We start from the raw sequence: 12,975 nt of genomic DNA, 5'->3' as shown, positions 1-12,975 counted from the left end.
CGGGAGGCCGCGGGGAGCGGTGGCCGCCAACGACGCGCGGGCGTCGCCTGGGACGCGGCACACGTCCGCCGCACGGTCCGCAGCGCCGCCGGTGTTCGCCGCGATGCCCGGGCCCGGTGGTCCTCACCGCCCTTGCGACACCCACCGGTACACCAGCTCCGGCCGGCCCACCTGTCCGTACAGCGGGCTCCGGGCGGCGCGGGCCGTGTCGACCAGGTGCTCCAGATAGCGGCGGGCGGTGATCCGGGAAATGCCCACGGCCTCGGCGACGCCGGCCGCGGTCAGTCCGTCGCCGGCGTCCCGCAGCGCGGTCGTCACCCGCTCCAGCGTGGGCGCGCTCAGGCCCTTGGGGAGGGCGGCGGGGGAGGGGGCGCGCAGCGTGGCCAGCGCCCGGTCCACCTCGTCCTGGCCGCTCGCCTCGCCCGCCGCCGCGTGGAACTCGGCGTAGCGCACCAGCCGGTCTCGCAGCGTGGCGAAGGTGAACGGCTTCAGCACGTACTGCACGACGCCCAGGGACACCCCCTCCCGGACCACCGCGAGATCCCGCGCCGACGTCACCGCTATCACGTCCGCGTGATGGCCGGCCGCCCGCAGCGAGCGGGCGAACTGCAGGCCGTGCACGTCCGGCAGGTTCAGGTCCAGCAGGAGCAGGTCCACGGCCGTACGGTCCAGGACACGGCGCGCCTGAGCACCCGAGTGCGCCTTGCCGACCGCGACGAACCCCGGCACCCGGCCGACGTACATCACATGGGCGTCGGCGGCGACCGGGTCGTCCTCGACGACCAGAACGCGAATGGGCTGCCGTTCCTCCGTCATCTGCGCCCGCCCACGGCCGTACGCAGCGGCAACCGCACCTCGAACACCGCTCCGCCCTCGCCTTCCTCGCCCGACTCCGCCACCGTCAGCACGCCCTCGTGGCGGGTCACCGCCTGCCGGACCAGGGCCAGCCCGAGCCCCCGTCCGCCGGGCCCGGCCGGCTTCGTGGAGAACCCCCGCTGGAATACCAGGCCGGCATGGGCCGGGTCGAGGCCGGGTCCGGTGTCGGACACCCGCAGCACCACCTCGCCGTCCGAGGCGTACGCCGTCACCGTCACCCGCGCCCGGACGCTGCCCTGCGCCGCGTCCACCGCGTTGTCGATCAGGTTGCCGAGGATGGTGACGAGGTCCCGCGCGGACAGGTCGTCCGGGAGCAGGCCGTCGTCGAGCCGGCTGTCCGGCGACACCACCAGCTCCACGCCCCGCTCGTTGGCCTGGGCCGTCTTGCCCAGCAGCAGGGCCGCCAGCACCGGTTCGCTCACCGCCGCGACCACCTGGTCGGTGAGGGCCTGGGCCAGCTCCAGTTCCGCAGTGGCGAACTCCACCGCCTCCTCGGCCCGGCCCAGCTCGATCAGCGACACCACCGTGTGCAGCCGGTTCGCGGCCTCGTGCGCCTGGGAGCGCAGCGCCTGGGTGAAGCCCCGCTCCGAGTCCAACTCGCCCATCAGCGACTGGAGTTCGGTCACGTCGCGGAGGGTGACCACCGTGCCGCGGCGCTCTCCGCCCGACACCGGGGAGGTGTTCACCACCAGCACCCGGGACGCCGTGAGGTGCACCTCGTCCACCCGGGGTTCGGAGGACAGCAGCGCGCCGGTCAGCGGGGCCGGCAGGCCCAGGCCGGCGACCGAGCGGCCGACCACCTCCTCCTCGCTGCCGACGCCCAGCAGCTCCCGGCCGCCGTCGTTGATGAGGGCCACCCTGAACTGCCCGTCCAGCATCAGCAGGCCCTCGCGGACCGCGTGCAGCGCCGCCTGGTGGTAGTCGTGCATCCGGCTCAGCTCGGTGGCGTTCATGCCGTGGGTGTGGCGGCGCAGCCGCGCGTTGATCACATACGTGCCGACCGCGCCCAGCAGCAGGGTCGCGCCGGCCACCCCGAGCAGCGCCGTCACCTGGTCCTGGACCCGCTCGCTGATCGTCTCCACCTTGATGCCGGCGCTCACCAGCCCGACGATCCGGCCGCCGTCGTCCACCGGGGTCACCGCGCGCACGGACGGGCCGAGGGTGCCGGTGTAGGTCTCGGTGAGGGTGTGGCCGGCCTGCGCGGGGGTGATGGTGCCGAGGAAGCGCCTGCCGATCTGGTGGGGATCAGGGTGGGTCCAGCGGATGCCCGACGGGGTCATGATCGTGACGAAGTCGACGTTCGCGTCCCGCATGACCTGCAGGGCGTACGGCTGCAGCCGGGCGGACGGGTCGGAGGTGCGGATGGCCGCGCGGACCGAGGGGGAGTCGGCGATCGAGCGGGCCACCGCCGTGGCCTGGGAGGCGGCCGCGTCCTGCGCCTGCCGCTGGTCGCTGACGTAGGTGAACAGCGCGTATCCGGCCACGACCAGCGCGATCAGCACGGCCTGCACGGCGAACAGCTGGGCGGCCAGGCTGCGCGGGCGGGGGAGGGACGGAAAGCGCATGCGTGCAGTGTGCCTCCGCAGGCGAGCGTGAACTAAATGAACGGAAGGGTGACCGCCCTCACAGCTCGGGAGATAGTCACGGCATTCCCCAGCAACCCCCGGACGTGAGCCGCACGCCGGTTGTTCACCGACGAAGACGTCAAGGAGGGCAGTCGTGGCCGCCAGCACCCCCGACACGGCACCTGCCGCACCCCGCGTGAAGCGGGACCGCACCCACTACCTGTACATCGCCGTGATCGTGGCCGTCGCGCTCGGCATCGCGGTGGGATTCGCCGCGCCGGACTTCGCCAAGGAGCTCAAGCCGCTCGGCACGGGCTTCGTGAACCTGATCAAGATGATGATCACGCCCATCATCTTCTGCACGATCGTCACCGGCGTCGGTTCGATCCGCAGCGCCGCGAAGGTCGGCAAGCTGGGCGGCCTCGCCCTGACCTACTTCATCGGCATGTCGTTCGTGGCGCTGGCCATCGGCCTGGTGGTCGGCAACGTCCTGCACCCCGGCGCGGGCATGCACCTCACCGACGCGGCGAAGCAGGCCGGACACACCCAGGCCGCGAGCGGCAGCGAGGGGCCCGTCGACTTCCTGCTGAGCATCATTCCCACGACCTTCGTCTCCGCCTTCACCGGCGGCGTGGTGCTGCAGACGCTCCTCGTCGCGCTGCTGGTCGGCTTCGCCGTGCAGGCGATGGGCACGTCCGGCGAGCCGATTCTGCGCGGCATCGGACACATCCAGAAGCTGGTCTTCCGGGTCCTGTCGATGATCATGTGGGCGGCGCCGGTCGGCGCGTTCGGCGCGATCGCGGCGGTCGTCGGCGAGACCGGCGTCGAGGCGCTGAAGGCCCTCGGCACGATCATGCTGGCCTTCTACATCACCTGTGTGCTCTTCGTCGGCCTGGTGCTCGGCCCGGTGCTGTGGTTCGTCGCCAAGGTCAACATCCTGAAGCTGCTGAGGTACCTCGGCCGCGAGTTCCTGCTCATCCTGTCGACGTCGTCCTCGGACACCGCGCTGCCGCGCCTGATCGCCAAGATGGAGCACCTGGGCGTGAGCCGCCCGGTCGTCGGCATCACCGTGCCGACCGGCTACTCCTTCAACCTCGACGGCACCATGATCTACCTGACCATGGCGTCCCTGTTCATCGCCGAGGCCCTGGGGCAGCCGCTGCACCTGGGCGAGCAGATCACCCTGCTGCTGTTCATGATGGTCGCGTCCAAGGGCGCCGCGGGCGTCTCCGGCGCCGGACTCGCGACCCTCGCCGGCGCGCTCCAGTCGCACCGGCCCGCCCTGGTCGACGGCGTCGGCCTCATCGTCGGCATCGACCGCTTCATGAGCGAGGCCCGCGCGCTGACGAACTTCGCGGGCAACGCGGTCGCCACGGTGCTGATCGGCTCCTGGACCAAGGAGATCGACAGGGGCCGCGTGGCGCGCGTCCTCGCCGGCGAGCTGCCGTTCGACGAGACGACGCTGCTGGACGACCACCAGGCCCCGGGCACCGCGATGCCCGGACCGAGGGACGGGGAGCTGGCCAAGGCCTGACCTAGCCCACAGAACTCCGGAGAGCCGGCCCCGCCTGAACCAGGGCCGGGCCTCCGGACCCCTCGGCTCGGCGCCATGACCCCTCTGCGCCGCCATGCACTAACGTGCCGCTCCGGACCGATTCGGAACGGCACGTTCGTGCGTGGCGTCCGTATGTCCGTACGAACGAGTCAGCACCTGTTGGGAGGCACGGGGGATGAGCATCGACTGGGACCGGCGAACCTGCGCGCGCAAGGGACATGTGACCTACGCGCCCGACGACCCGAGGCTGCGGATCCGGCTGCACGCCGAGACCGCGCTCGGGGACGTCTGGCGCTGTCTGCGCTGCGGTGACTTCGTGCTCGGCGAGCCGCACGGCTCCGGGCCGGCCGCGGACGCCCCGCTCGTGCCGCGCGGCAAGGTCCTCCGCGACCTGTTCATCCTCCGCTTCCTGGCGCTCGAGCGGGCCGTGCGCGGCGTGTTCATCGTGCTGGTCGCGGTGGCGGTGTGGAAGTTCAGCAACAGCCAGGACGCGGTGCGCAGGCTCTTCAACGAGAACCTGGACGTCTTCCGCCCGGTCTTCCGGCACTTCCACTACGACCTCGACCACTCACCGGTGGTCGGCTCCATCCAGAAGGCGTTCGGCTACAAGCACTCCACGCTGCTGCTGGTCGCCGCCCTGCTCCTCGCCTACGCGCTGATCGAGCTGGTGGAGGCGGTCGGCCTCTGGTACGCCAAGCGCTGGGCGGAGTATCTGACGGTCGTCGCGACCGCGGCCTTCCTCCCGCTGGAGATCTACGAACTGACCGAGAAGGTCAGCTACCTGAAGATCGCCACGCTCGTCCTCAACATCCTCGCGGTCCTCTACATCGCCCTGGCCAAACGCCTCTTCGGCCTGCGCGGCGGCCGCCGCAAGTTCGAGGAGGAGCGGCACAGCGCCTCCCTGCTGGAGGTGGAGGACTCCGCCGGGGTGGTCCACGCGTAGGGCCTGCCTGATGCCCGTCTGCCGCGCGACGCCATGCACGCTCCCCCACTGCCTCAAGGGCGTGGGAGGTGCCCCACTCGCCGCACGGGCCCCAGACCCGAGTACGTCCAGTACGAGGGCCTGGGGCCGGCACTCCCCCCAGCCTTCGGCCGGGGGGGGACCGCCAGAGCACGCACCTGACGCCGCGCGGCCGCCCTTCGGGCAACGACGCGAATTGTCAGACAGGCCCTAGGACGGCCCCGCCCCGCCGCCGGTCCGGTGCGCTTGCCTTGACCCCGGCGTCAACCCCTACGGTCGTAGGCATGCGAATCGGCGAACTGGCCGCACGGGCCGGGACCACGACCCGCACCCTGCGCTACTACGAGGCGCGCGGGCTGTTGCCGGCCCGGCGGGACGACAAGGGCTACCGCACGTACGACGAGGGCGACCTCAGGCTGCTGGAGCAGATCCGGACGCTGCAGGACTTCGGGTTCGAGCTGGAGGAGACCCGGCCGTTCGTGGAGTGCCTGCGCGCCGGGCATCCGGAGGGCGACTCCTGCCCGGCCTCGCTCCAGGTCTACCGGCGCAAGCTGGCGGAGCTGGACGCGCTCATCGGACAGCTGTCGGCGGTGCGGGAGACGGTCGCCGGGCAGTTGCGGCGGGCCGAGCTGGCCCGGGACGCGCTGGCCGCCGAGGCGCTGGTTCCGGGGGGTCCGGAGCCCGTGTGCGAGCTGGGAGGGGCTGCGCGATGAGTCTGGTGAGCGGACTGACCGAGGTGACGGACGCGGATTTCGGTACGGAGGTGAAGGGCTCGGACCTGCCGGTGCTGGTGCAGTTCACGGCCGACTGGTGCGGGCCGTGCCGGCAGCTGGCGCCGGTGCTGAAGGACATCGCCTTCGAGGAGGGTGACCGGCTGAAGGTGGTGCAGATCGACGTGGACCGCAATCCGGAGACGACCGTCGCCTACGGCGTGCTGTCGACGCCGACCCTGATGGTCTTCCGGGACGGCGAGCCGGTGCGGTCGATGGTGGGCGCCCGGCCCAAGCGGCGGCTGCTGGAGGAGCTGGCCGACGTGCTGTAAAGCGGATCCGCCCACGAAAAAATCCCCTGAGCAATTGCGCTCGGGGGATTTCTGTGCGTATATTCAGTGGTTCGCGACTTCTATTTGGATGGCCGCGGAGAACTGCACTGAGCACACTATATCCGGGCGGGAGCGGAATTGTCAAACGCGGAGTGGTCGAACAGCGAATTTCCAGACGATGAATTGCGCCGCGAGCAGGAATTCATCGACGGACTGTACGCGCGCGTGGACGTGCTGCGCGGCGAGGCCCAGTCCTCGGTCGCGGACGCGCTCGCCCAGGGCGACAAGCCCATGCAGGCCCGGCTCGAGCGGGACATCCTGGTCGCCGAGCGCTCGGGGCTGCTCGCCGCGCTGAACGCCGTCGACGGCTCGCTGTGCTTCGGCCGGATCGACCTCGCCGACGGCACCGGCCACCACATCGGCCGCATCGGGCTGCGCGAGGACGACGCCGAGCGCACCCCCATCCTGATCGACTGGCGGGCCGACGTCGCCCGTCCCTTCTACCTGGCCACCGGCCACACCCCGATGGGCCTGCGCCGCCGCCGGCACATCAGCACCGAGGGCCGGACCGTGACCTCGCTGCACGACGAGATCCTCGACCTCGGCGACACCACCCGCACCGGGTACGAGGACCACAACGGCGACGCCGTGCTGCTGGCCGCGCTGAACTCGGCGCGCACCGGCCGCATGAGCGACATCGTGCAGACCATCCAGGCCGAGCAGGACCAGATCATCCGGGCGCCGCACCGCGGGGTGCTGGTGGTCGAGGGCGGCCCCGGCACCGGCAAGACGGCGGTCGCCCTGCACCGGGCCGCGTACCTGCTCTACGAGCACCGGGAGCTGCTGGCCCGCCGGGCCGTGCTGATCGTCGGCCCCAACCCGGCGTTCCTCGGCTACATCGGCGAGGTGCTGCCCTCGCTCGGCGAGACCGGCGTGCTGCTGGCCACGGTCGGCGAGCTGTTCCCCGGCGTGAAGGCGACGGCCGCCGACACTCCCGAGGCCGCGGCGGTGAAGGGCCGCGCCGGCATGGCGGACGTGCTCGCCGCCGTCGTACGCGACCGGCAGGCCCTGCCCGACCCGGTGATCGCGATCGAGCACGACCGCGAGGTGCTGATGCTGGACGACGGCCTGGTGAGCGTCGCCCGCGAGCGCACCCGCGCCGCGAAGCTGCCGCACAACGCGGCCCGCGAGCACTTCGAGGGCCACATCCTCAACACCCTCACCGAGCTGTACGCCGAGCGCGTGGGCACCGACCCGTACGACGGCTCCAGCCTGCTCGACGCCGCCGACATCACCCAGATCCGCGACGAACTCGCCGAGAACCCCGAGGTCTGGTCCGCCATCGACCGGCTGTGGCCCCGGATCACCCCGCAGCGCCTGGTCGCCGACTTCCTCGCGGAGCCCGACGGCTACCTCCCCCAGGAGGACGCCGACGCGATCCGGCGCCCGGTGACCCGCGCCTGGAGCGTCGCCGACGTGCCGCTGCTGGACGAGGCCGCCGAACTCCTCGGCGAGGACGACCGGCTGACGCGGGCCCGCGCGGAACGCGAGCGCGAGACCCAGATCGCCTACGCGCAGGGCGTGCTGGACGTGTCGTACGCGTCCCGGACCTACGAGTTCGAGGACAAGGGCGACGAGGAGTCGGAGGTGCTGTCGGCGCACGACATCATCGACGCCGAACGGTTCGCCGAGCGGCACGAGGAGGCGGACCACCGCAGCGCCGCCGAGCGGGCCGCGGCCGACCGCACGTGGGCGTTCGGGCACATCATCGTGGACGAGGCGCAGGAGCTGTCGCCGATGGCCTGGCGGCTGCTGATGCGGCGCTGCCCGACCCGGTCGATGACCCTGGTCGGCGACCCCGCGCAGACCGCCGAGGCGGCCGGTGTCGGTTCCTGGGCGGGCATCCTCGCGCCCTATGTCGAGGACCGCTGGGAGCACACCCGGCTCGGCGTGAACTACCGCACCCCGGCCGAGATCATGGAGCTGGCCGCCGCCGTGGTCCGCGCCGAGCACCCGGACTTCGAGCCGCCCAGCTCGGTCCGCTCCACGGGGGTACGGCCCTGGGTACGGCGGGCCGACGGCGGCCTGCCCGAGGCCGTCGCCAAGGCGGTCGCCGAACTCACCCCGGCCGAGGGCCGGGTCGCCGTCATCGCCCCGCGCGGGCTGCACCGCTCGCTGGCGTCCCGGCTGGACGGCGTCACGGCCGGCGCCGAGCCCGACCTGACCCGCACGGTCGTCCTGCTCGACCCCCGCCAGGCCAAGGGCCTCGAATTCGACTCCGTCCTGGTGGTGGAGCCCGGCGACTACGGCACGAGCGACCTGTACGTCGCCCTGACCCGGGCCACCCAGCGGCTCGGGGTGCTGTACACACGGCGGCTGCCCGAGTCGCTGGCCGGCGCGGTCACCGGGGCGTAGCGGACGGCGGCGGATGGCCGGGCTGCAGCGAGGAGGGCAGCGGGGCCGGCTCCTCGCACAGCCCGGCCGGGAAGGCGGGCTCCCTGCGCCGCACCTGCGCGCACCCGCCGGCCGCGCTCTCGAAGAACGGCTTCCAGCCGGAGCCCTCCGCCCGGAATACGAGCGCTACGCCGGCCGCAGCCACACCGTGGCCAGCGGGGGCAGGGTCAGCCGGATGCTCGCCGGGCGGCCGTGCCATCCCTGGGGTTCCGGCTTGATGACGTCGGGGTTGGTGGCGTCGCTGCCGCCGTACCGCGCGGCGTCCGTGTTCAGGCACTCGTGCCAGGCCGGGACGTCGTCGGGGACGCCGAGCCGGTAGTCGTGCCGGATCACCGGCGAGAAGTGCGACACCGCCAGCAGCGGGGAGCCGGTGGCGTCCAGCCGCAGGAAGGCGAAGACGTTGTCGTCCGCCGCGTCCCCGGTGATCCACTGGAAGCCCGCCGGGTCGGTGTCCCGCTGCCACAGCGCCGGGGTCGCCCGGTACCGCGCGTTCAGGTCCCGCACGAGGTTCAGCACGCCCCGGTGATCGGCCTCGGCGCCGTAGGACGGGTCGAGCAGCCACCAGTCGGGCCCGTACGCCTCGGACCACTCCGCGCCCTGCGCGAACTCCTGCCCCATGAACAGCAGTTGCTTGCCCGGGTGGGCCCACATGAAGCCCAGGTATCCGCGGTGGTTGGCGCGCTGCTGCCACCAGTCGCCCGGCATCTTGGACACCAGGGACCGCTTGCCGTGCACGACCTCGTCGTGGGAGATCGGCAGGAGGTAGTTCTCGCTGTAGGCGTACACCATCGAGAACGTCATCTCGTGGTGGTGGTACCTGCGGTGGACCGGCTCGTGGCTCATGTACTGCAGCGAGTCGTGCATCCAGCCCATGTTCCACTTCAGCCCGAAGCCGAGCCCGCCGAAGCCGCTGGGCCCCTTGTGGTGGGTGGGGCGGGTGACGCCGTCCCACGCCGTGGACTCCTCGGCGATGGTCACCACGCCCGGGCAGCGCCGGTACACCGTGGCGTTCATCTCCTGCAGGAACGCCACCGCGTCCAGGTTCTCCCGGCCGCCGTGCTCGTTCGGCGTCCACTGGCCCGGCTCGCGCGAGTAGTCCAGGTACAGCATGGAGGCCACCGCGTCCACGCGCAGCCCGTCGATGTGGAACTCCTCGCACCAGTACACGGCGTTCGCCACCAGGAAGTTGCGCACCTCCCGGCGCCCGAAGTCGAACTCCAGGGTGCCCCAGTCCGGGTGCGCGGCCCGCAGCGGATCGTGGTGCTCGTACAGCGGACGCCCGTCGAACTCGGCCAGCGCCCAGTCGTCGCGCGGGAAGTGCGCCGGCACCCAGTCCATCAGCACCCCGATGCCGGCCTGGTGCAGCCGGTCCACCAGGTACTTGAAGTCGTCCGGGGTGCCGAGCCGGGCGGTCGGCGCGTAGAAGCCGGTGACCTGGTAGCCCCAGGAGCCGCCGAAGGGATGCTCCGCGACCGGCATCAGCTCCACATGTGTGAAGCCCAGGTCGCTCACATACTGCGGGAGTTGCTCGGCCAGCTCGCGGTAGGTCAGGCCGGGCCGCCAGGAGGGCAGGTGCAGCTCGTAGACGGAGAAGGGCGCCTCGTGCACCGGGGTGTCCGCGCGGTGCGCCATCCACTCCGCGTCCGCCCACTCGTGCTCCGAGACGTCCACGATCGACGCGGTCGCGGGCGGCACCTCGGTACGGCGGGCCAGCGGATCGGCGCGCAGGGTGCGCGAGCCGTCCGGGCGGGTGATCTCGAACTTGTACGCCTCGCCCGCGCCGATCCCCGGCACGAACAGCTCCCACACCCCGGTGGAGCCCAGCGAGCGCATCGGGAAGCCGGTCCCGTCCCAGAAGTTGAAGGTCCCCGCGATCCGCACGCCCCGCGCGTCCGGCGCCCACACCGCGAACCGGGTGCCGGACACGCCCTCATGGGTGGTGACGTGCGCGCCGAGCGCCTGCCACAGCTGCTCGTGCCGGCCCTCGCCGATCAGGTGCAGGTCCAGCTCGCCGAGGGTCGGCAGGAACCGGTAGGGGTCCTCCGTCTCGTGGACCGTGCCGTCGTACGCGACGAGCAGCCGGTACCCGGGGACCTCGGTGAGCGCCACCAGCCCGGAGAAGAAGCCGTCGCCGTCGTCGTGCAGCTCGGCCCGCAGCTCGCCGGCGACCACGGTGACGGCCTCGGCGTAGGGGCGCAGGGCGCGGAAGGCGACCCCGCCCGGCACCGGGTGCGCGCCCAGCACCGCGTGCGGAGCGTGGTGGGTCCCGTGCAGCAGGCGGTCGCGGTCGGCGGCGTCCAGGGGGGCGGGGACGACGGCCTGCGCCGCCGGGGCCGGCCCGGGCGCACGCGCCGTGGGGACCTGGGCGGGTGCGGCCTCGGGAGCGGCCTTCTGCTCGGCCCTGCCCGTGCCGGACGTGTGCTTCGGCGTGGCTGACTTGTTGCGTGTCACGGACGAGCCTCCTGGTCTTCACACGGCGTCTTCACACGGCGATGGGGTCTTCGCGCGGCGAGCCGGCCGTCACGCGGCGAGGCGACGGATCGCCGAGAGCGGTACGGGGAGCCAGTCGGGCCGGTGCCGGGCCTCGTAGACGACCTCGTAGACCGCCTTGTCGGTCTCGAAGGCCCGCAGCAGCACCGCGTCGGTACGCGGATCGCGGCCGGCCACCTCCGCGTACCCGGAGCAGTAGGCGGCCCGGCACGCGTGCGCCCAGTCCGGTGCGGGCGGGGTCACGGAGTGGGCGGCGTAGTCGAAGGAGCGGAGCATCCCCGCGATGTCCCGCACCGGCGGCTGCGGCATCCGCCGTTCGGCGGGCGGCCGGGCCGGCTCGCCCTCGAAGTCGATCAGCGACCACTCGCCGGACGGCGACCGCAGGCACTGGCCCAGGTGCAGATCGCCGTGGATGCGCTGGGCGGTCCAGGTGTGGCCCTCGGCGGCGAGCGCGCCCAGCGCCCGGTAGGCGGAGCGCAGCCCGGCCTCGTACGGCCGCAGCACGGGCACCGCCTGGACGGCCGCCTCGAGCCGCTCGGTCATCCCGTCGACCAGCGCCTCCAGCTGCACATGGCCGAGGGTGACCGTCGGCAGCGCCCGGGCGAGCGCGGTGTGCACCTCGGCGGTGGCCCGGCCCAGCGCCCGCGCCTCGGCCGCGAAGTCCTCGCCCTTGGCCAGCTCGCGCAGCGCCAGCTCCCAGCCGTCGCTCGCCCCGCTGACGAAGGGCTGGAGCACCGCCAGGACGTACGACGCGGCGTCGATCTCGGCGTGCAGCCAGGCCGTCGGCGCGGGCACCCGGGGGCAGCCCTCGCGGGCCAGCGCCAGCGGCAGCTCCAGGTCGGGATTGACGCCGGGCTCCACCCGGCGCAGCAACTTCAGGATGAACGTATCTCCGTAGACCACCGAGGAGTTGGACTGCTCGGCGGTCATCAGCCGCGCCACCAGACCCTCGCGTATCTCCTGGCGCGGATCCCGCTCGAAACTCAGCCCGCCGACGCGGGCCTGGGTGCGCAGGGCCTCCAGGAGCACTTCGGCGGGCCGGGGGTCGTACAGGGCCTCGTACACCGTGCGTCCGGCGAGCGGCCCGTCCTCGACGTGTCCGATCAGCGCGGGCGCCAGCCGGGGCGGCAGCGCCTCGCGCACGCCTATGAGGAGCTGGTAGCAGTCGCCCGGGTGCGTCTCGGCGCCCAGCACGGACGGCTGGTGGACGCGCAGCAGCAGGTGGTACAGGCCGAGCCGGCCGTCGGGCGGCAGCAGTTCGGTGACGGCGACGGGGGTGAACCCGGTGACCGGGCGGCCCTTGCCGGCGAACCAGCGCTGCCTGGGCAGCCACTCGCGCAGCAGGGGGTCCAGAGAGGCGAGGAGCGGGGTGGTGGTGCCGGACGAGGTGACCGTTTCCGCCATGGGCGTCACGTCCTTTTCCGGAGCGCGAGGGGTATCACTGTTGCGTGCCCCGGGTGGGGCGGGGGAAACCGCCCCACCACAGGGGGTTCTAGGCGGCTTCCTGCCGCAGCCGGAACCAGTAGAAGCCGTGCCCCGCGAGGGTGAGCAGGTACGGCAGCTCGCCGACCGCCGGGAAGCGGACCCCGCCGAACAGCTCGACCGGGTGCCGCCCGTTGAACCGGCTCAGGTCCAGCTCCGTGGGCTGCGCGAACCGGGAGAAGTTGTGGACGCACAGCACCAGGTCGTCCTCGTACTCGCGCAGGAAGGCGAGCACCGCCGGGTTGGTGGACTGCAGCTCGGTGTAGGACCCCAGTCCGAAGGCGGGGTTCTGCTTGCGGATCTCGATCATGCGGCGGGTCCAGTGCAGCAGCGACGAGGGCGAGGACATCGACGCCTCGACGTTGGTGACCTGGTAGCCGTAGACCGGGTCCATGATCGTGGGCAGGAACAGGCGTCCCGGGTCACAGGACGAGAAACCCGCGTTCCGGTCGGGCGTCCACTGCATGGGGGTGCGTACGGCGTCGCGGTCGCCGAGCCAGATGTTGTCGCCCATGCCGATCTCGTCGCCGTAGTAGAGGATCGGCGAGCC

The 12,975-nt window shown here is 72.4% G+C and carries 10 protein-coding genes; 5 read left to right on the top strand and 5 right to left on the bottom strand.

The genetic code is table 11. From position 1 onward, the window contains the following. Positions 1 to 123 precede the first annotated feature (123 nt). Positions 124 to 816, bottom strand: coding sequence for a response regulator (locus tag AB0950_RS34745; protein WP_360155236.1), 693 nt, complete (start codon positions 814 to 816; stop codon positions 124 to 126). Further along, positions 813 to 2,441, bottom strand: coding sequence for a sensor histidine kinase (locus AB0950_RS34740; RefSeq protein WP_366780212.1), 1,629 nt, complete (start codon positions 2,439 to 2,441; stop codon positions 813 to 815). Before AB0950_RS34740 ends, AB0950_RS34745 begins: the two co-directional genes overlap by 4 nt. 154 nt (positions 2,442 to 2,595) lie before the next feature. On the opposite strand from AB0950_RS34740, the gene AB0950_RS34735 reads away from it, so the two are divergent. The 5 genes from AB0950_RS34735 to AB0950_RS34715 all read left to right on the top strand — a co-directional run bounded on the left by AB0950_RS34735 (position 2,596) and on the right by AB0950_RS34715 (position 8,414). Further along, a complete protein-coding gene (locus tag AB0950_RS34735; RefSeq protein WP_366780211.1) occupies positions 2,596 to 3,975 on the top strand; it encodes a cation:dicarboxylase symporter family transporter in 1,380 nt (459 codons plus the stop codon). Between the two features lie 196 nt (positions 3,976 to 4,171). Further along, positions 4,172 to 4,939: a DUF2127 domain-containing protein gene (locus tag AB0950_RS34730; RefSeq protein WP_360574832.1), complete on the top strand. Its 768-nt coding sequence runs from the start codon at positions 4,172 to 4,174 to the stop codon at positions 4,937 to 4,939. 302 nt (positions 4,940 to 5,241) lie between these two features. Then, positions 5,242 to 5,670 carry a MerR family transcriptional regulator gene (locus AB0950_RS34725; RefSeq protein WP_360155248.1) on the top strand — a complete coding sequence of 143 codons (429 nt, stop codon included), beginning with the start codon at positions 5,242 to 5,244 and terminating at the stop codon, positions 5,668 to 5,670. After that, positions 5,667 to 5,999, top strand: coding sequence for a thioredoxin (gene trxA / locus AB0950_RS34720; RefSeq protein WP_360155251.1), 333 nt, complete (start codon positions 5,667 to 5,669; stop codon positions 5,997 to 5,999). The genes AB0950_RS34725 and trxA overlap by 4 nt, the downstream gene beginning before the upstream one ends. Before the next feature lie 183 nt (positions 6,000 to 6,182). After that, positions 6,183 to 8,414: a UvrD-helicase domain-containing protein gene (locus AB0950_RS34715; RefSeq protein WP_360576513.1), complete on the top strand. Its 2,232-nt coding sequence runs from the start codon at positions 6,183 to 6,185 to the stop codon at positions 8,412 to 8,414. Between the two features lie 165 nt (positions 8,415 to 8,579). On the opposite strand, the gene glgB is transcribed toward AB0950_RS34715, so the two are convergent. The 3 genes from glgB to AB0950_RS34700 form a co-directional block, all read right to left on the bottom strand. After that, the gene (gene glgB / locus AB0950_RS34710; RefSeq protein ID WP_360576515.1) at positions 8,580 to 10,754 is read right to left on the bottom strand and encodes a 1,4-alpha-glucan branching enzyme; all 2,175 of its coding nucleotides are present in this window, start codon (positions 10,752 to 10,754) and stop codon (positions 8,580 to 8,582) included. A 219-nt stretch (positions 10,755 to 10,973) separates the two neighbouring features. Further along, positions 10,974 to 12,347 (bottom strand): maltokinase, encoded by a 1,374-nt coding sequence (locus tag AB0950_RS34705; RefSeq protein ID WP_366780210.1) that lies wholly within the window; start codon positions 12,345 to 12,347, stop codon positions 10,974 to 10,976. A gap of 88 nt (positions 12,348 to 12,435) precedes the next feature. Further along, a partial coding sequence (locus tag AB0950_RS34700) for an alpha-glucosidase C-terminal domain-containing protein (protein WP_360155263.1) occupies positions 12,436 to 12,975 on the bottom strand: 540 nt, incomplete at its 5' end.

Origin of the sequence: Streptomyces sp. NPDC007189 (assembly GCF_040703635.1) — a bacterium.
Lineage (GTDB): Bacteria > Actinomycetota > Actinomycetes > Streptomycetales > Streptomycetaceae > Streptomyces.
The sequence above is the reverse complement of the archived record's forward strand: the minus strand, read 5'-3'. Positions and strand labels throughout refer to the sequence as shown.